Here is an 18,757-nt window from a genome sequence, read left to right as displayed (position 1 = left end):
ATTATGCCTCCCCTAAATAGGCGCGGATCACATCCGGGTTGTTGCGTATCTCTTCCGGCGTGCCGTTTGCCAGCGGCGTTCCCTGATTCACTACGTAGATCCGATCGGAAATGCCCATCACCAGCTTCATATCATGCTCAATCAACAATACCGATACCTTATGTTCGCTACGCAGCTCGGCGATCAACGCATCCAGCTCGTGCGTCTCTTTCGGGTTAAGGCCCGCCGCCGGCTCATCCAACATCAGAATTTCCGGGCGCGTCACCATGCAGCGGGCGATCTCCAGCCGTCGCTGCTGCCCATAGGCCAGGTTGCCCGCCTGGCGATTCGCCATTTCCAACAGCCCGACGCGCTGTAGCCAGCTGGCGGCAAAATCGAGCGCTTCGCTTTCGCTGCGGCGAAAAGCCGGGGTTTTCAGCAGACCGGAAAAAAGACCGCTTTTCAGATGCTGATGCTGCGCCACCAGCAGATTTTCAATCACCGTCATTTCACGGAACAGGCGCACATGCTGAAAGGTGCGCACGATCCCCATGCGGGCGATCTGCTGGCCCGGCAGCCCGGCCAGCTGGCGATCGCGCAGCATAATGACGCCGCCGGTCGGCTTATAAAAACCGGTCAGGCAGTTAAAAACCGTGGTTTTTCCGGCGCCGTTCGGGCCAATAAGTGAAACGATCTCCTGCTGGCGCAGCTCAAGCGCCACGTTATTTACCGCCAGCAGGCCGCCGAAGCGCATCATCAGGCCGTTTACGGCCAGCAAAGGCTGGTTCATGCCCGCTCTCCCTGTTGGTTACGCTTCAGCTCCAGGTGCGGACGCTGCATCGGCAACAGTCCCTGCGGACGCCAGATCATCATCAGCACCATTAGCGCGCCCAGCACCAGCATGCTGTACTCATTTAAATCGCGCATCAGCTCGCGGGAGACTACCAGCAGTATCGCCGCCAGGATCACTGCCAGCTGCGATCCCATCCCGCCCAGCACCACTATCGCCAGCACAAACGCCGATTCGGCGAAGGTAAAGGATTCCGGGCTGATAAAGCCCTGGCGCGCGGCAAACAGGCTGCCGGCGAAACCGGCAAAGGCGGCGCTGATGGTAAAGGCGGTCAGCTTGATGCGCGTTGGGCTAAGCCCCAGCGAACGACAGGCGATCTCATCTTCGCGCAGCGCTTCCCAGGCGCGCCCCAGCGGCATACGCAACAGCCGGTTAATGACAAACAGCGTCAGCACTACCAGCAGCAGCGCCACCAGATAGAGGAAAATAATGCGGTCGCTGGGATCGTATTTCAGATCGAAAAAGTGGTGAAAGGTGTCCCAGCCGCCGTCGCGCGGGCTGCGGTTAAACTCCAGACCGAAAAAGGTCGGTTTTGGGATCTGGCTGATACCGTTCGGGCCGCCGGTAAAGGCGGTATTGTTCAGCAGCAGAATACGCACGATCTCGCCGAAGCCGAGCGTCACAATCGCCAGATAGTCGCCGCGCAGGCGCAATACCGGAAATCCCAGCAGCAGGCCAAACAGCGCGGCGACCAGCCCCGCCAGCGGCAAACACTGCCAGAAACCGAGGCCGTAGTAGTGATTCAGCAGCGCAAAAGTATAGGCGCCGATGGCATAGAAACCGCCATAGCCTAATACCAGCAGGCCGGACAGCCCCACCACCACGTTCAGTCCGAGGCCAAGCATCACATATATCAGCGTCAGGGTAGCGATATCCACCGTGCCGCGCGAAACGATAAACGGCCAGATGACCGCCGCGACGATAAACAGCAGCGCCAGCAGTTTCTGCCTGCGCGTGCTGCCGTCGAAACTCGGCAGTACCAGGCCGCTGCCGCCGCTGCGCTTCAGGCTGCGCGCGAACAGCGGGCGCAGCAGCTGGAAAATAAATACCACCGCGCAGCCGACGGCGATCCAGTTCCAGCGCACGCTGCCCGCGTTTTCTACCACCAGCCGCGTGCCGTCGAGGGTAAGCCGCAGCCCCATAAAGAAGGCGGCCAGAATCAGCAGCATCAGCGCCGAAATAAGGGCATTCAACAGGTCGGCGGGCTTCATACTTTTTCTACCTCCGGGCGTCCGAGAATGCCGGTAGGCATTACCAGCAGCACCACAATCAGCAATGCAAAAGAGACCACATCTTTATATTCGGTACTGAGATAGGCGGAGGTCAGCGCTTCGGCGATGCCCAGCACCAGGCCGCCCAGCATGGCGCCGGGAATGCTGCCGATGCCGCCCAGCACCGCCGCGGTAAAGGCTTTCATTCCGGCCATAAAGCCGATATAGGGGTTGATCACGCCGTAAAACTGCCCCAGCAGCACGCCCGCTACCGCCGCCATCACCGCGCCGATCACAAAGGTCAGCGAGATAACGCGATCGGTATTGATGCCGAGCAGGCTGGCCATTTTCAGATCTTCGGCGCAGGCGCGGCAGGCGCGCCCCATACGCGAGTAGCGGATAAACAGCGTCAGCGCCAGCATGGCGCAGAACGTCACCAGCCAGATCACTACCTGCATAGTGCTGATGGTGGCGGCGAAGCCGTTGCTTTCTCCCAGCGTTAGCCGCCCGCTGACCAGTCCCGGCAGCGCCAGATCGCGCGAGCCTTGCGTCAGGCTGACGTAGTTTTGCAGGAAGATCGACATGCCGATGGCGGAGATTAGTGCAATCAGGCGCTTGGATGAGCGCACCGGCTTATAGGCGACGCGTTCGATGCTCCAGCCATAGGCGCTGGCGATAACGATCGCGGCGAGAAAACCTGCGCCGATCAGCAGCCAGCCGGTATCGACGCCGACCATCATCAACGCGGCGATAACGATAAAAGAGACATAGCTGCCGATCATATACACTTCGCCGTGGGCGAAGTTAATCATGCCGATAATGCCGTACACCATGGTGTAGCCGATGGCGATCAGCGCATAGGTGCTGCCTAAGGTCACGCCATTAAGCAACTGCTGTAGAAAATAGAGAAACTGCTCGGACATAACATACACCCCAACAAAGCTGAGCGGCATAGCCCACAGCGAAAAAACGTCCGTCTTTAAGCAAATGCAGAGCGGCCTGGGGCCAGCGCAATCTGACCCCTACCTGCCGCATAATGAACGATCGGTAGCGTAAGTTATTTCACCGCGGTTGAAGTGCCGTCGGCATGCCAGGTAAACACGCCGAACTCAAAGCCTTTCAGATCGCCCTTTTGATCCCAGCTCAGGTTGCCCATTACCGTCGGCACCGGCTGGCCTTCCCTGAGATTTTTCGCGATGTCCGCCGGCTCTTCGCTCTTACTGCGTTCCATGCCGGTAGCCAGCGACTGCAGCGCCGCATAGGTGGTCCAGACGAACGGCCCGGTAGCATCCAGTTTTTTCGCTTTGATCGCCTCGACAATCGGCTGGTTGGCGGCAACCTGGTCATAGCGTTTCGGCAGGGTAACCAGCATGCCTTCAGAAGCGGCGCCCGCAATATTCGAGAGCGAGGCATTGCCTACGCCTTCCGGCCCCATAAACTGGGTCTTCAGGCCGGCCGCGCGGGCCTGACGCACAATCTGCCCCATTTCCGGGTAGTAGCCGCCGAAGTAAACAAAGTCGATATTCTCCTTTTTCAGGCGCGCCACCAGGGTAGAGAAATCTTTATCGCCTGCGGTAACGCCTTCAAACAGGGCGACCGGCGCGTCAGCTTTTTTCAGGCTCGCCTGCACCGAACGCGCCAGCCCTTCGCCATACTGCTGTTTATCATGCACGATAGCGATGCGCTGCGGTTTAATCACCTCAAGAATATATTTGGCCGCGGTTGGCCCCTGATCGGAATCAAGCCCGGTGGTACGCATAATCAGCTGATAGCCGCGCGAAGTCAGATCGGGCGCGGTAGCGGCAGGCGTGATCATCAGAATGCCTTCATCTTCGTAAATATCAGATGCTGGCTGGGTGGAAGAAGAGCAGAGGTGGCCAATTACGTAGCGGATCCCCTCGTTCACCACCTTGTTAGCCACCGCCACTGCCTGTTTAGGATCGCAGGCGTCATCATATTTTACCGCCACCAGCTTATTGCCGTTGACGCCGCCTTTGGCGTTGATATCGGCTATCGCCTGCGTCGCGCCGGTGAACTGCATATCGCCATACTGCGCGACCGGGCCAGACATCGCGCCGACAATCGCCACTTTAATATCCTGCGCCAGCGCCGCATGGCTCATTGCCAAAGCCACACATCCCGCCAGCATTACGCGCCCTTGACTGATCTTCATTCGACTTCCCCATCTGTTGTGTTTGTTGTGTTTATTTTCGCTGGCTATTGAACAAAATTCGTTTGCAGTGAAGGAGTTAGGCTCATTCACCCGTTATTTTGTCAATAACGCTTTATTTTTCAGACCATTAAACAGGAGTTTTCTTCTGTAAATCAACTGAGAAAGGCAAAAACTAACGGTACTGACAGGACAATCCTCTGGTGATTACGGTGGCGTTTCCCCCTCTGTGCCAGCGCGTTATGCTGGCAAGCGGCGCTGTTATAAGTGTTTACGCAGAATATGCGGCTGGCAAAAAACAGATCGCTTTGTTTTCGTACATAACGGCTTACAGGTTCCTTTTGCCGCAGCTTCGCTACAATATCTCTTTTACCGGCTACGGGTTATCTCATGAAACTGACTATCATCAGGCTGCAACAGCTCAGCGAACAGGACCGCATCGATCTTGGCAAAATCTGGCCGGGAGTAGATGGCCGCGCTCTGGAAAGCACGCTGAACGAGAACCACCGGCTCTACGCCGCACGCTTTAACGATCGCCTGCTGGCGGCCGTCGAGCTGACTATTCGCGGTACGCAGGGAAAGCTGGAGAGGCTGGAAGTCCGGGAGGTAACGCGCCGTCGCGGCGTTGGAAGCTATCTGCTGCAAGAGACGATCGCGCAAAACCCGTCGCTGACGCAGCTGTGGATCGCCGATGACGGTCGCGCCGATCAGCGAATTATCGCCGCCTTTATGCAGGCGTGCGGCTTTCGCACCCAGGCGGACGGCTGGGTTTACAGCAGAGAATAGGGAAAGGCGCTCAGGAAAGTCGCCTTCCGGCAACGGCGGCTGGCGAGCGGCGCAGCGCGCAACAAAAAGGGCGGCTCGTTGGCCGCCCGTTTTTACGCTGGCGCGTTATGCTTCTATCGCCAGGCGTAATTTTTTCATAGCGTTCTTTTCCAGCTGGCGCACGCGCTCAGCGGAAACGCCATATTTATCCGCCAGCTCCTGCAGCGTGGTTTTGTTCTCGTCGTCCAGCCAGCGGGCGCGAATAATATGCTGGCTGCGCTCATCCAGCCCCTGCAAGGCATCGCTGAGTTTATCAGCCGCATGGCTTTCCCAGTTATCCTCTTCAATGCCGTCGGCAAAGTCAGAGGTTTTATCCTGCAGATAAAGCACCGGCGCCATGCTTTTGCCTTCGCCTGCTTCGTCATCCGAGGTCAGGTCAAAGGTCATATCCTGCGCGGCCATACGCGATTCCATCTCACGCACGTCTTTACTGCTGACGCCCAGCTCGCGCGCTACCATTTCCACTTCATCCTGGTTAAACCAGCCCAGACGCTGCTTGGTTTTACGCAGGTTAAAGAACAGCTTGCGCTGCGCTTTAGTAGTAGCAACTTTTACGATGCGCCAGTTGCGCAACACGTACTCGTGGATTTCTGCTTTAATCCAGTGCACGGCGAAAGAAACCAGACGCACCCCTACTTCCGGGTTAAAGCGGCGCACCGCCTTCATCAGGCCGATGTTCCCTTCCTGAATTAAATCCGCCTGCGGCAGGCCGTAGCCCGCATAATTACGAGCGATATGAACAACAAAGCGGAGGTGAGACAGGATCAGCGTTTTAGCCGCATCCAGATCGCCCTGGTAATGCAGCCGTTCAGCCAGCGCTTTTTCCTCTTCCGCCGTCAGCATCGGCCAGGCGTTGGCAGCCCGGATGTAGGACTCCAGATTACCAAGAGGAGCAATAGCTAAAGTGTGCATTTCTTTGGTCATTCAAACCCTCTCATAGTTATCATTATTGCCGCACGATTTCCTTCTGCGCGATTCCCCAAAATACAGGAACCCGCCATGAAATCTCAAAGCAATCTGTGCTACTTCGTTAGATAGCGAAGTTATCCACAAGCTCAACTTTATACCGTGAATATTTTATACACAAGATAAGGACGTCAGGCGCTGCCGGGAAAGGAAAATGCGGGGAGCTTCCTCTGCGGCACGGACGTCATGCAGCAGAGGAAGATTATACCAAAAAAACGTTACTGTGGCGTAAAACGACGTAAATGTTGCACGGTGGCTAACCAGGCGGCAATCCAGCCGATCATTGCCGACAGCAGCAGCAGCAGCAGGCTCTCATCCCACGACAGGCCGCTGATGCGGAAGGTGGTGCCAAACACGCTGGCAACCTGCGCCACTACCGATTCCAGCCGCAGTACCAGCGCCTGGGACAGGATCAGCGACAGCACCGCGCCGCTCAGGCCCAGCAGCGCCCCGCCATACAGGAAGGGACGCAGGATAAAGCCATCGGTAGCGCCGATCAGTTTCTGCACGTTAATGGTATCGCGACGGGCGAAGATGCTGAGCCGCACGCTGTTGCCGATAACCAGAAATACCGCCACCACCATCAGAATGCCGATTAGCGTGGCAACCTGTCCTACCAGGCCGGTCAGCGCCGCCAGGCGGGCAAACCAGCTGTCATCCATACGTACATCGTCAACGCCATCGATATGCTGAACGCGCTCGCGCAGCGTTTGCAGCGTCTTCTCATTCTGGAAAGTCAGCTCAGGCGTAACGATCACTACCGCCGGCAGCGGGTTTTGCTCCAGCATATCCAGCGCGCCGCCGAAACCGGACCAGTTGCGAAATTCGCCCAGCGCCTCTTCGCGCGACAGATAGTTGACCTTCGCTACGCCCGGCTCTTTCTTCAGCGCCGCCGCCACATTTTCTGCCGCCGTATCATCCAGCGTTTTCGACAGATAGAGCGTCAGCTGCGGCGTGGGATACCACTGCTCCGCCGCCTGGCTGACGTTTTTCCACACCATGTAGCACACGCTCGGCAGCGTCAGCGAGATGGCGATAACCATCACCGTCAGCAGCGTAGCCAGCGGCTGACGCCACATATCGGAGAGCGTGCCGCGCCAGGCGTAGCGCCACTGCTCCTGCCAGCCGCCCTTCAGCGCCTTGCTTTTCGGCTGCGGCGCCCTGGCTTTCGCCGCCGCCGGCGCGCGCCTGTTGCGTTTATTCGCCATGTTCGCCTCCGTGCAGTCTTCCCTGGCTGAGCCGCATCACGCGATAGCGACGGCGGGCGATCAGCCCCATATCATGGGTTGCCATCAGAACGGTGACTCCGACGCGGTTAAATTCTTCAAACAGGCGCAAAATATCTTCCGACAGCGCCTCATCCAGGTTGCCGGTTGGCTCATCGGCCAGCAGCACCGCCGGTTTGTTTACCACCGCGCGGGCGATGCCAACGCGCTGCTGCTCACCGCCTGACAGCTGAACAGGAAAACTTTTCGCTTTGTCGAGCAGGCCCACTTTATCCAGCGCGGCGGAGACGCGGCGACGAATATCTTCACCGCTGGCGCCAGCGATGATCAGCGGGATCGCCACGTTGTCATAGACCGTGCGATCCATCAGCAGGTGGTGATCCTGAAAGATCATGCCTATCTGACGACGCAGAAAAGGCACCTCGCTATTTTTCAGCCGACTGATATCGTGTCCGCTGAACCAGATCCGGCCCGCGCTGGGGCGTTCAATGCCGCAAATCAGCTTCAACAGGGTGCTTTTCCCTGCGCCGGAATGTCCGGTCAGAAACGCCATTTCGCCAGGTTGCAGATGAAAATCTACGCCCTGCAGCGCTTGCCGACCGCCGAGATAAGCCTTACTGACCTCTTCAAAGCGAATCATCCTGGTTTAATCCTCTCGGGCAAACAATGCCTCAATAAAATCTTCGGCCTTAAATGGCCGTAAATCATCGATGCCCTCTCCGACACCGATAAAGCGAATCGGGATACTGAACTGGTCCGCCACCGAGAAGATCACGCCGCCTTTTGCCGTACCATCCAGCTTGGTCAGGGTGATCCCCGTCAGACCCACCGCTTCGTGGAACAGTTTAGTCTGGCTGACGGCGTTCTGGCCGGTGCTGGCGTCGATAGTTAGCATCACTTCATGCGGCGCCTGCTCGTCGAGCTTTTTCATTACGCGAACGATTTTCTTCAGCTCTTCCATCAGATGCGCTTTATTTTGCAGACGTCCGGCGGTATCAGCGATTAAAACGTCCACGCCGCGCGCCCTGGCCGCCTGAATCGCATCGAAAATTACCGAGGCGGAATCAGCGCCGGTATGCTGGGCGACAACCGGAATATGGTTACGCTCGCCCCATACCTGCAGCTGCTCAACCGCGGCGGCGCGGAAGGTATCGCCGGCCGCCAGCATTACTGATTTGCCCTGCGCCTGATACTGACGCGCCAGCTTGCCGATGGTGGTGGTTTTCCCGACGCCGTTTACGCCGACCATCAGGATGACAAACGGCGTTTTACCGCTTACCTCCAGCGGCGCGTCCACCTGGTGCAGAATACCGGCCATCTCCGCTTTCAGCAGGCCGTACAGCGCCTCAGCATCGCGTAGCTGTTTACGGTTCGCCTGCTGGGTCAGGCTGTTGATAATGCGCTGCGTGGTTTCAACGCCTACGTCTGCGATCAGCAGCTGCTCTTCCAGCTCTTCAAACAGTTCATCGTCGATCTTTTTGCCGCGGAACAGGCTGACAAAGCCGGAGCCAAGGTTTTGCCGCGTTTTCACCAGGCTACGCTTCAGGCGGGCAAAGAAGCCCTCTTTGGTTGGGCGCTCCTGTTCAACGGGCGCGGCGACTAAGGGAGCTTCTTCAGGCGCTTCTTGCGCTAACGCCAGCGCCGTCAGCTCATCATCCGCCAGCGGCACTTCTTCTTCCAGCGCGGCATCCGGCTGATGCGTATCGGAAAGCGCGACGGCAACGGCAACCTCGGCAGCGATAACCGCATCTTTCTCTTCGGCGGCTGTTGGCGCTTCAGCAAGGCGATCGGCCTCAGGCGGCGCGGTGAATTCTGCTGGCTTAGTCGCTTCCGGCAAAACCTCTTCTTCAGCCGGCGCGACGGCTTCGACCGACGCGGTTGCTTCCGGCAGAACCTCTTCTTCAGCCGGCGCGACGGCTTCAACCGACGCGATTGCTTCCGGCAGAACCTCTTCTACAGCCGGCGCGGCGGCTTCGACCGGCGCGGTTGCTTCCGGCAGAACCTCTTCTTCAGCTGGCGCGACGGCTTCAACCGGCGCGGTTGCCTCCGGCAGAACCTCTTCTTCAACCGGCGCGGAACGCGCTTCTTCCTGGCGCGCAACCTCTTCCGTCGTCGCGACAATCTCCTCAGCAAGCTGTTCAGCAGGCGCTGGCGTCGCGGTGGACGCATCGCTTTCAGCGGCGGCTTCCGTTTGCTGCGTTAACGTCTCTTTTTGTTCTTCCGGCTGCGCAGGCGTCTCTTCACGCCCAAATCCCAGCCAGGAAAAAAAGCCACGCTTTTTCTCTTTTGCCATTGTGTGACTACACTCCTCGATGGCTTTCATCCGGGCGTCTGTCGCGCCGGGCTGAAAAAATTCTCTGATAAAGAATTCATTAGTCTAACACTTTCCAGCCAGCGCAACACCAGCACCCTTTTTAACGTTTCCTCAACCGCTTTCGCCCGTTAAACTACGCAACAAATTATGACGAGTTGTGAGCAGCATGAATAAAAAAAACCGCAGCGCCGCCGGCCAAATTCGCATTATCGGCGGCCAGTGGCGTGGACGAAAACTGCCGGTGCCGGACAGCGCCGGCCTGCGTCCAACGACCGATCGCGTACGTGAAACGCTGTTTAACTGGCTGGCGCCTGAAATTCAGCAGGCGCGCTGTCTCGACTGCTTCGCCGGCAGCGGCGCGCTCGGCCTTGAGGCACTCTCGCGCTACGCCGCATCGGCGACGCTGCTGGAGCTGGAAAAAGCGGTTGCGCAGCAGTTAACGCGCAATCTGCAAACCCTGAAGGCCGGCAATGCGCAGGTAGTTCAGACCAATACCCTGAGCTGGCTGGCGCAGCAGGGCGATGCTTATCAGATAGTGTTTATCGATCCGCCGTTTCGTAAAGGCCTGCTGGATGAAACGCTGCGCCTGCTGGAGAGCAACGGCTGGCTGGCTGACGATGCGCTGATCTATGTTGAAAGCGAAGTGGAAAACGGCGCGCCGCCGGTGCCGGTTAACTGGCAGCTGCACCGGGAAAAAGTCGCGGGCCAGGTAGCTTACCGCTTATACCGCCGTACCGGCACAGTACAGGAGCAGGAAGATGTGGCTTAATCTGGGGCGTTTGATGATGGTGTTTGTGTGGGCCTTTCTGTTACTGAATCTGCTGCAGCCGTTTCCGAAGCCGCTGAAATATTTTGTCGATATTGCGCTGATCTTTATGGTGATTATGCATGGTCTGCAGCTGGTGCTGCTGCGGGCGACCCAGCCGAAGGATAGCGCGAAGCTGAGCCGCCTGACGCAGATTAAGATCTTCTTTTTCGGCGTTTTTGAGCTGCTCGCCTGGCAAAAAAAGCATTATCCAAAGCAGTAACGCTTCAGGGCCTGCGCGGCGTAAAAGAGATAAAGCGGGTGCCCTGCACCTGCAGTTCGCCCTCTACGCCCTTATCCAGCTGCTGCCAGGCGGCAGCCGTTACTTTCAGTTTGATCTCTGCGGCGCCGTTGAGCGGCTGAAACCACGCCTCGTAGCGCATCTCCTCCCCGGCGATCGCCTCACGCTGGCGTGAACGGCGGTCCGTTACCGGCGCTGTGCGCTTCTCTTTAACCTCCACCAGCAGCGATCGCAGCGGCGCCGCCTCGTTTTGCGCCGCTTCACGGCGCTGCTTAATGAACTGACGCGAGGCCAGTACCGCAATTATCGCTAATACGATTAAGAAAATTAGTGGGGGCTTGCTCATCTTCGCTGTCAGGCTCCGTTTCCGCTCTTTTTCCACACCTCAGGGATACCGCCAGCGCGCCGCCGTTGTCACATTGCGCCCCGCTAACCTAAACTCTGTGCAGGATTGTTAATAAAATAGCGATGTTAGTTAGCGCCGTGACGATGATGCGCATGCTGACAACGCCCCTTTGTCAAAAAGGAAAACTCCATGATTTGGTCGTTTCTTGCAGTACTTTTTTCCGGCTGGCTGTATGTCGATGCCACTTACCGCGGCCCGCAGTGGCAGCGCTGGCTGTTCAAGCCCGTTACCCTGCTGCTGCTGCTGGCGTGGGCATGGCAGGCGCCGACGCTCAATCCCAGCGACTATTTAATCCTGCTGGGCCTGCTGGCTACCATGGCGGGCGATGCGCTGACCCTGCTGCCGCGCCAGCGCATGATGTATGCCCTCGGCGCCTTCTTTCTGGCGCATCTGCTCTACACCATTAATTTCGCCAGTCATATGACGATGAGCTTTTTCTGGCCCATCCCGTTAATCATGTTGATCGTTGGCGCCGTCTGGATCGCAATTATCTGGTCGCGACTGGAGGAGCTGCGCTGGCCGGTCTGCACCTTTATCGGCATGACGCTGGTAATGAACTGGCTGGCCGCCGAGCTGTACTGGTTCCGTCCAACCGACTACAGCTTTTCTCTGGTAGCGGGCGCTACGTTACTGACGCTGGCGAACCTGGTCTGGTTTATCAGCCACTTCCGCAAACGTTTTACGGCGGATAACGCTATTGTCGCCGCCTGCTATTTTGCCGGGCACTTTATGATCGCCCGCTCGCTCTGGCTCTATTAAAGCTCAGGCAAGCCCCTTGCGCAGCAGATAGCGGTAGGGCTTCTCATCAATCGCCTGCGCCACCAGCGTGTGTTCCATAAAACGGCAGAAGCCGGGAATATCGCGCGTGGTGGCCGGATCGTCGGCAATAATCAACAGCGTTTCCCCTTCCTGCATATGGCGCACCGCTTTGCGCACCATCATCACCGGCTCAGGACAGCGCAGGCCCAGCGCATCCAGGGTTTGATCGGGATTGGCGAATAGATCGTTCATAATTGTCTCAACGTAGCGGTTGGTAAGCGCTATTTTACCCCTGACGTCCGGTGACGCAAGCTGACCGCGCAGGTTAACGTTTGCGTGAAAACTAAGCGTTGCAAACAGCAGATAACGCGGTAAGATGCGCCCGCGACAGGACGGTTACGCCCTTTATCGCTATAGCCTTGCCAGCCGCTAAGCGTTAGCGCTGCGCAAGGCGCTGAATGAAGACTGGGTTCCCTCACCCCAACGTAAAAAAGGTACATTATGATCGCTTTAACGCCGCGCCAGCGGAAGCATGCGCTTATCTGGCTCTCCTTGTTCCACGTACTGGTGATTACCTCCAGCAACTATCTGGTTCAGCTGCCCATTACTCTGTTTGGTTTCCATACCACCTGGGGCGCCTTCAGCTTTCCGTTTATCTTCCTCGCCACCGATCTGACCGTGCGTATTTTCAGCGCTCCGCTGGCCCGCCGTATTATTCTGGCGGTGATGGCGCCCGCGCTGGTGATCTCCTACGTCATCTCCGCGCTGTTCTATAACGGCGCCTGGCAGGGAAGCGAGGCGTTACAGCAGCTGAACCTGTTTGTCGCGCGTATCGCCTGCGCCAGCTTTATGGCCTACGCGCTGGGCCAGATTCTGGACGTACACGTTTTCAACCGCCTGCGTCAGCTGCCGCAGTGGTGGATCGCCCCCGGCTGCGCCATGTTTTTAGGCAATATCAGCGATACGCTGGCCTTTTTCTTTATCGCTTTTTATAAGAGTCCCGATGCGTTTATGGCCCAGCACTGGGTCGAGATCGCGCTGGTTGACTATAGTTTCAAAGTGTTGATCTGCATGGTTTTCTTTTTGCCTGCCTACGGCGTACTGCTGAATGCGGCGCTGAAGCGCCTGGCCGAGCGCTCACGACAACCCCATTATCATTTCGGCTAAACGGCAATAGCGGCAACCGCTCAGCGCGTCTAAGATCGTGGCTTATGATTGGTTGCTTTTACGCGCTGATTCAGTTTGTATTGTGTTCTGTATGATCGGGCAAATAGAGAAAAGGGAACCTGATGCGTCAACTTACGAAATATCTTGGAATAGGTTTACTGGTGGTCGGCCTTGCCGCCTGCGATCAACAATCCGATCGGGCCGCAGCGGACGATAACGGCGCCAGCGCCAGTACCTCGGTGCAGACGGTAACCCTGATGGATGGCAAGCTCAGCTTCAACCTGCCGGCGGGGATGTCGGATAAGAGCGGCAAGGTTGGCACCCAGGCGAACAATATGCACGTTTACGCCGATGAGAGCGGGCAGCGCGCCATTATCGTGATTGAAGGCGACAGCACTAATGAAGGGCTGGAGGTACTCTCCAGACGCCTGGAACAGCAGCAGCGCAACCGCGATCCGCAGCTGCAGGTAGTAACCAATAAGGCGATTACGCTGAAGGGCCAGCCGGCGCAGCAGCTGGATACGGTCATTTCCGCTAATAACCAGTCTTCCTGGTCTTCCGTGGTGCTGGCTAAAGCAGAAAACAAACTGGTGACGCTGCAGATTACGCTGCCGGCGGATAACCAGCAGCAGGCGCAAACTGCGGCTGAGAACGTAATTAATACTATTACGCTGAAATAAGCCGGACGTATTGCGCATTAACAACGCCGCCGGTAATGGCGGCGTTAGTCCGGCAATAAGGCGTTATCGAACACGGGCCGCCAGCGGATGCTAAGGCCGCCATCTCCGCCGCCCCGTTTTTCATCAGGCCGGCCTCTTAGATTCCCGCCGTTTCACGAATATATTTGCGCGCCTTCACCGCATACTCAAAGGGATTGGCCAGCGCCGGATCCTGTTCTGCCTCAACCACCATCCAGCCGCGATAGCCCGCCTCATCCAGCAGCTTAAATACCGGTTTGAAATCGATTACGCCGTCGCCGGGCACGGTAAAGGTGCCGCGTTTTACGCCGTCGAGGAAAGAGAGCTTTTGCTGACGCACCGTGGCTACCACCTCATCACGAACATCTTTCAGATGCACATGATTGATGCGCGGCAGATATTTCTCCAGCACCGCCAGCATCGCCTGCTGACTGTTCTCTGAATAGTAGATATGGCCGGTATCGTACAGCAGATACACATCATCGTTGGTCAGCGCCATAAAGCGGTCAATTTCCGCAGGCGTCTGAATGCCGGTGCCCATATGGTGATGCAGGCAAACCTGCATACCTTTCTGCGCCGCGATTTGCGCCAGCTCGTTATAGCCTTCCGCCGTTAAGCGCCACTCTTCGTCGCTAAAGATCGGCTTCCGATCGAAAACTGGCAGCGAGGTGCCCTGAATGCTTTTGCTCTGCTCGGAGCAGCCGATCACTTTCGCGCCCATGGCATGCAGAAAGTTCATATGGTTAACGAATTCATCGATGGTTTTCGCCTTCTCGCCGTTAGCGAAGAAAGTGCTAAACCAGGCGTTGCAGATTTGGATGCCGCGAATTTCCAGCATCGGCTTCAGCACCGCCGGATCGCGCGGATATTTGCTGCCGACTTCACTACCGCTGAATCCCGCCAGCGCCATTTCGCTTACGGTCTGCTGAAAGGTGTTCTCCTTGCCCAGCTCAGGCATATCGTCATTGGTCCAGCCTATCGGCGCGATCGCCAGCTTCACGTAATCTTTATTCATGGTGAACTCTCTGTTCAGTACGGCGGCTGCGCGCCGCCATGCGCAACGGCTCCGGCCAGCGGAGCCAGCCCTTTTATTTGCCCAACAGCTCGCGCTCGATCATTTCGCGCGTTTCCACCGCCTGATATTTCATTTTTTCCGGGTAGCCGAACAGCGCCGAGGCGATAATCGCATCGCCGCCTACTTTATAAGTGCGGTTAGCGAAATCCATTTCACGCAGGGTTTTGAACAGGGTAGTGAAATCCACTTCCCCTTCTCCCACGCCGACGTGCTGATGAACGGCGGCATCAACGCCCGGCGGATTGACGATATAGCGACAGTGTTTGGTATGGTTCATGGTATCGGCGATCAGCACGTGCGACAGATCCTCGCCTACATACTCCAGCATGCTTTTCACATCGCCTTTGCCTTTGTCGTAAAAGAAGGTGTGCGGCACGCTATAGACATATTTCACATTTTCGCTGCGGAAAGACTTCACGATATCGGCAGTTTCATTGTTCAGCTCGCAGAAATCCCAGGGATGCGACTGAATTTCGATGCGGATCCCTTCACGTTCGACGATCGGCAGCAGCTCCTCCATTGAACGGTAGAACATCTCCTCGCAGATCTCCGGCTCGTTCGGATTGCCGGAAAGCTCGGTGTTAATGACCTGCACGCCCATTTCCACCGCAATTTCAATCATGCGTTTCCAGTTTTTCACCGCCGCCTGACGGCGCAGCTCATCCGGGCCGGACCAGCGGTAAACCACGATAAAGGAGGAAATTTCCACGCCGGTCGCTTTCAGCGCGTTTTTATACTCCGTCATGATCTCCCGGCCCGCTTTCGGGTGCTTATAGAAGGGGTTAATCTGCGGGTGCGGCGACTGCTCAATATATTTGTAGCCCCAGTCAGCGACCTGATGAACCATCTTCGTGATGCCTAAGTCTCTGATGACATCCACATCGAAAGCGATCTTCATAACGTTCTCCCTGATTGCTCAGTGCAAGGTGCGCGCTCCTCCCGCCTGGGCGGGAGGAGGACGGGAATTAAGCTTTATCGTAAAAAGCCGGACGCGGCGGCAGCTCAACCTGCTCAATCGCGCCGCTGTTCTGCGCTTTCAGACAGGCGTCGGCGGCAACCGAAGCGGCATAGCCATCCCAGGCTGACGGGCCGGTCAGCGTGCCCTTGCTGACATCATTAATAAAGGCCTGCAGTTCGACGTCATAGGCGTCGATAAAGCGATCTTTCCAGTCGGTGAGAATAGCGGTAGAGAGCTGGGCGCTCCGGCGCATCTGCACCGCTGAAGGTTCCGGCAGCCTGGCGATGCCCTCTTCGCCTACCACTTCGCACTGGATGTCATAGCCGTAGGCGCAGTTAACAAAGATTTCCACATCAATACGGATGCCCTTTTGCGTTTCAAACAGCACGATCTGCGGATCTTTCAGGCGGGCATGGCTTTTCGACGTGACGCGCGGGAACACCACCTGCACGGTTTTATAATCGTCGTTGGTCAGCCAGCGCAGCACGTCCAGCTCATGAATCAGAGTGCTGGTAATCGCCATATCGGTGGTGTAGCTTTCCGGCACCGCCGGGTTGCGGTGCGCGCAGTGCAGCATCAGCGGTTCGCCGATGGCGCCGTCGGCGATCACCTTTTTCAGCGCGCGATAGCCGCTATCGTAAGGACGCATAAAACCGACCTGAACCAGACGCTTGCCGAATTTTATTTCCGCATCCACCACGCGGCGGCAGCCCGCCGCCGTCATCGCCAGCGGTTTTTCACAGAATACCGGCTTGCCTGCGGCGATCGCCGCCAGGGTGTACTCTTCATGCGTGGGATCCCAGGAGGTGATTAGCAGCGCATCAACGTCGGAAGATTTAATCACCTGATGCCCATCGGCATACACTTCCGCCTGTAAGCCCAGGCGCGACAGCGCGGCTCTGGCGCCTTCAACGTTGATATCGGATACCGCCACGACGGTGGCGCCCTGTAATACTTTAGTGCAGCGACGAATATGTTCCTGGCCGATTGCGCCGGTGCCGATAACGCCAAGTTTCAGAGTCATGATATGTCTCCAGAATTCAGGGTAAGCGCGAACCCGCCAGCACTGCCGACGATGCCCGCTGTCAGGGTAGATGTTCAGATAAAAAAGTTAATAATCAGTACTTTCTTGCCTGGTCGACATGTTCTTTCAGCATTCTGGCGACGGCATCAATGCGTTCAGAGGTCGAAACCTGAGCGCCGCCGACGTGCCACCAGCTGAAATATTTGTGCACCATGGTTTTCGGCAGCACTTTTATATCGATCAGGGTAGATACGCTCTCTTTGCGCGCCGCTTCCAGCGCCTGACTTAACTCTTCCAGCGTGGTAACGCGCCAGGTTTTGCAGCCGTAGCCGGCGGCGATCGCGGCAAAATCAACCGGAATCAAGCCGCCGTCCAGCCTGCCGCTTTCGCGGTCGCGGAAACGGAATTCGGTGGTAAAGCTATCCATGCCGTGCTCCAGCTGCAGGTTATTGATACAGCCATTGGTCATGTTGTCGAACAGCACGACATTGATTTTGACGCCTTCCTGGATGGAGGTGATGAGTTCGGAGTGCAGCATCATAAAAGAGCCATCGCCGAGCAGCGCGTAGACTTCCCGCTGCGGTTCGGCCAGCTTAACGCCGAGCGCGGCGTTAATTTCGTAGCCCATGCAGGAGTAGCCATACTCTACGTGATAGCCGCCGGCGGCTTTGGTGCGCCAGACGCGCTGTAAATCACCCGGCAGGCTGCCGGCGGCGGCGACAATAATCGCATCCTGCGGCAGCTGCTCGTTCAGCCTGCCCAGCACGCTGCTCTGCGTCAGAAAGGAACCGGTCAGGCGATTAAATTCGGCAAACAGCGCGTCGCGATCGATGCTGTCGTCAATTTCCGGTACAAAATTTTCTTCGCTCCAGGCCGCCTGATAGACGCGCTGCGTTTCCTTCAACAGCCTGCTCTGCGCCTGCGCAATTTGATCGCCCCACTCGCTGCGGAATCCCTGACTCGCCAGGCCGGCGCTCAGGGCGTTCAGCGCTTCACGCGCATCGGCTACCAGCTGAACGCCATCCAGCTTGTAGGCATCGAAATTGCTGACGTTGATATTGAGGTAGCTCACGTCCGGATGCTGAAATATCCATTTCGACGCGGTGGTAAAATCGGTATAGCGCGTACCGACGCCGATCACCAGATCGGCCTCTTTCGCCAGCAGATTTGCCGCCAGGCAGCCGGTTTCCCCCACGCCGCCGACGTTCAGCGGATGATCGGAAACCAGTGCGCCTTTGCCCGCCTGGGTTTCGGCAAAAGGAAGCTGGTAGCGCTCGGCGAACTGGCGCAGCGCCTCCGCCGCCCCGGAATATTTCACTCCGCCGCCGCAGACGATAAGCGGCTTACGTTTACGCGCCAGCAGCGCCAGCGCATCCTGCAGCTGCGTCCCGGTAGGCAGACGGCGATCCAGACGATGCACGCGTTTCTGGAAGAAGTAGTCCGGGAAATCCCAGGCTTCGCCCTGCACATCCTGCGGCAGCGACAGCGTGACCGCGCCGGTTTCCGCCGGATCGGTCAGCACGCGCATCGCGCTGATGCAGGCGGTCATCAGCTGTTCAGGACGATTGATGCGATCCCAGTATTTGCTGACGGCGCGAAACGCATCGTTCGTGCTCAGGCTGAGATCGTGACTCTGTTCGATCTGCTGCAGTACAGGATCGGGCTGGCGCGTGGCGAATACGTCGCCCGGCAGCAGCAGTAAAGGAATGCGGTTAGCCGTGGCGGTAGCGGCGGCGGTAATCATATTCGCCGCGCCGGGGCCGACGGAGGAAGTACAGGCGATGATTTCACGGCGCAGTTTCTGCTTAGCGTAGCCGGTGGCGGCGTGCGCCATCCCCTGCTCATTGCGCCCCTGATGCACCACCAGATCGCCGCTATCCTGCTCCAGCGCCTGGCCGAGCCCCAGCACGTTGCCGTGCCCGAAAATAGCGAAGATGCCTTTAACGAATTTCGTTTCCACCCCATCGACAGACAGGTACTGATTATCGAGAAACTTCACCAGCGCCTGCGCCGTGGTTAATCTGATCGTGCCCATTTGCTTATCCTTTACCCGCGGCGTTCCGCTACAGCAGAGGCGCCGCAA

At 57.4% G+C, this 18,757-nt stretch carries 20 protein-coding genes; 6 read left to right on the top strand and 14 right to left on the bottom strand.

Going from position 1 to position 18,757, the window contains the following annotated elements:
* Position 1: 1 nt before the first annotated feature.
* The 4 genes from livG to FKM52_RS11775 all read right to left on the bottom strand — a co-directional run bounded on the left by livG (position 2) and on the right by FKM52_RS11775 (position 4,213).
* Positions 2–769: a high-affinity branched-chain amino acid ABC transporter ATP-binding protein LivG gene (livG, locus tag FKM52_RS11790; protein WP_141176374.1), complete on the bottom strand. Its 768-nt coding sequence runs from the start codon at positions 767–769 to the stop codon at positions 2–4.
* Positions 766–2,040, bottom strand: coding sequence for a high-affinity branched-chain amino acid ABC transporter permease LivM (locus tag FKM52_RS11785; protein WP_141176373.1), 1,275 nt, complete (start codon positions 2,038–2,040; stop codon positions 766–768). The genes livG and FKM52_RS11785 overlap by 4 nt, the downstream gene beginning before the upstream one ends.
* Entirely contained in the window at positions 2,037–2,963 is a 927-nt protein-coding gene (gene livH / locus FKM52_RS11780; RefSeq protein ID WP_141176372.1) for a high-affinity branched-chain amino acid ABC transporter permease LivH, read from the bottom strand. The genes FKM52_RS11785 and livH overlap by 4 nt, the downstream gene beginning before the upstream one ends.
* Before the next feature lie 134 nt (positions 2,964–3,097).
* Complete coding sequence (locus tag FKM52_RS11775) at positions 3,098–4,213, bottom strand: branched-chain amino acid ABC transporter substrate-binding protein (protein WP_141176371.1); 1,116 nt, start codon at positions 4,211–4,213, stop codon at positions 3,098–3,100.
* A 387-nt stretch (positions 4,214–4,600) separates the two neighbouring features.
* Here FKM52_RS11775 and panM point away from each other — a divergent pair, with 387 nt between their 5' ends.
* On the top strand, positions 4,601–4,996 hold the full coding sequence (panM, locus tag FKM52_RS11770; RefSeq protein WP_141176370.1) for an aspartate 1-decarboxylase autocleavage activator PanM: 396 nt from the start codon (positions 4,601–4,603) through the stop codon (positions 4,994–4,996).
* Between the two features lie 105 nt (positions 4,997–5,101).
* On the opposite strand, the gene rpoH is transcribed toward panM, so the two are convergent.
* From rpoH to ftsY, 4 genes are all read right to left on the bottom strand, one after another.
* Positions 5,102–5,959, bottom strand: coding sequence for an RNA polymerase sigma factor RpoH (rpoH, locus tag FKM52_RS11765; protein WP_141176369.1), 858 nt, complete (start codon positions 5,957–5,959; stop codon positions 5,102–5,104).
* A gap of 260 nt (positions 5,960–6,219) precedes the next feature.
* On the bottom strand, positions 6,220–7,209 hold the full coding sequence (gene ftsX, locus FKM52_RS11760; protein WP_141176368.1) for a permease-like cell division protein FtsX: 990 nt from the start codon (positions 7,207–7,209) through the stop codon (positions 6,220–6,222).
* Positions 7,199–7,867 (bottom strand): cell division ATP-binding protein FtsE, encoded by a 669-nt coding sequence (ftsE, locus tag FKM52_RS11755; RefSeq protein WP_141176367.1) that lies wholly within the window; start codon positions 7,865–7,867, stop codon positions 7,199–7,201. Before ftsE ends, ftsX begins: the two co-directional genes overlap by 11 nt.
* Positions 7,868–7,873: 6 nt before the next feature.
* Complete coding sequence (gene ftsY / locus FKM52_RS11750) at positions 7,874–9,520, bottom strand: signal recognition particle-docking protein FtsY (RefSeq protein ID WP_141176366.1); 1,647 nt, start codon at positions 9,518–9,520, stop codon at positions 7,874–7,876.
* A gap of 187 nt (positions 9,521–9,707) precedes the next feature.
* On the opposite strand from ftsY, the gene rsmD reads away from it, so the two are divergent.
* Complete coding sequence (gene rsmD / locus FKM52_RS11745; protein ID WP_141176365.1) at positions 9,708–10,310, top strand: 16S rRNA (guanine(966)-N(2))-methyltransferase; 603 nt, start codon at positions 9,708–9,710, stop codon at positions 10,308–10,310.
* Entirely contained in the window at positions 10,300–10,569 is a 270-nt protein-coding gene (locus FKM52_RS11740; protein WP_141176364.1) for a DUF1145 family protein, read from the top strand. The genes rsmD and FKM52_RS11740 overlap by 11 nt, the downstream gene beginning before the upstream one ends.
* Positions 10,570–10,573: 4 nt before the next feature.
* On the opposite strand, the gene FKM52_RS11735 is transcribed toward FKM52_RS11740, so the two are convergent.
* The gene (locus FKM52_RS11735) at positions 10,574–10,933 is read right to left on the bottom strand and encodes a DUF2500 domain-containing protein (protein ID WP_141176363.1); all 360 of its coding nucleotides are present in this window, start codon (positions 10,931–10,933) and stop codon (positions 10,574–10,576) included.
* 189 nt (positions 10,934–11,122) lie between these two features.
* Between FKM52_RS11735 and FKM52_RS11730 the strand changes: the two genes are divergently transcribed.
* Entirely contained in the window at positions 11,123–11,752 is a 630-nt protein-coding gene (locus FKM52_RS11730) for a lysoplasmalogenase (protein WP_141176362.1), read from the top strand.
* A gap of 3 nt (positions 11,753–11,755) precedes the next feature.
* Here the strand turns inward: FKM52_RS11730 and tusA are convergent, their stop codons facing one another.
* Positions 11,756–12,004, bottom strand: coding sequence for a sulfurtransferase TusA (gene tusA / locus FKM52_RS11725; RefSeq protein ID WP_141176361.1), 249 nt, complete (start codon positions 12,002–12,004; stop codon positions 11,756–11,758).
* Between the two features lie 249 nt (positions 12,005–12,253).
* Between tusA and FKM52_RS11720 the strand changes: the two genes are divergently transcribed.
* Both FKM52_RS11720 and FKM52_RS11715 read left to right on the top strand, forming a co-directional pair.
* Positions 12,254–12,919, top strand: a complete 666-nt coding sequence (locus FKM52_RS11720) for a 7-cyano-7-deazaguanine/7-aminomethyl-7-deazaguanine transporter (protein WP_141176360.1) — start codon at positions 12,254–12,256, stop codon at positions 12,917–12,919.
* A 122-nt stretch (positions 12,920–13,041) separates the two neighbouring features.
* Entirely contained in the window at positions 13,042–13,599 is a 558-nt protein-coding gene (locus tag FKM52_RS11715; RefSeq protein ID WP_141176359.1) for a DcrB family lipoprotein, read from the top strand.
* Between the two features lie 136 nt (positions 13,600–13,735).
* On the opposite strand, the gene iolE is transcribed toward FKM52_RS11715, so the two are convergent.
* The 4 genes from iolE to iolD form a co-directional block, all read right to left on the bottom strand.
* Entirely contained in the window at positions 13,736–14,632 is an 897-nt protein-coding gene (gene iolE / locus FKM52_RS11710; RefSeq protein WP_141176358.1) for a myo-inosose-2 dehydratase, read from the bottom strand.
* A 73-nt stretch (positions 14,633–14,705) separates the two neighbouring features.
* Complete coding sequence (locus tag FKM52_RS11705) at positions 14,706–15,590, bottom strand: sugar phosphate isomerase/epimerase family protein (RefSeq protein ID WP_141176357.1); 885 nt, start codon at positions 15,588–15,590, stop codon at positions 14,706–14,708.
* A 67-nt stretch (positions 15,591–15,657) separates the two neighbouring features.
* The gene (iolG, locus tag FKM52_RS11700; RefSeq protein WP_141176356.1) at positions 15,658–16,674 is read right to left on the bottom strand and encodes a bifunctional inositol 2-dehydrogenase/D-chiro-inositol 1-dehydrogenase; all 1,017 of its coding nucleotides are present in this window, start codon (positions 16,672–16,674) and stop codon (positions 15,658–15,660) included.
* 94 nt (positions 16,675–16,768) lie between these two features.
* Complete coding sequence (gene iolD / locus FKM52_RS11695; protein ID WP_141176355.1) at positions 16,769–18,709, bottom strand: 3D-(3,5/4)-trihydroxycyclohexane-1,2-dione acylhydrolase (decyclizing); 1,941 nt, start codon at positions 18,707–18,709, stop codon at positions 16,769–16,771.
* Positions 18,710–18,757 lie beyond the last annotated feature (48 nt).

Source organism: Mixta tenebrionis (genome assembly GCF_006517625.1).
Taxonomy (GTDB): Bacteria; Pseudomonadota; Gammaproteobacteria; order Enterobacterales; family Enterobacteriaceae; genus Mixta; species Mixta tenebrionis.
The sequence above is the reverse complement of the archived record's forward strand: the minus strand, read 5'-3'. Positions and strand labels throughout refer to the sequence as shown.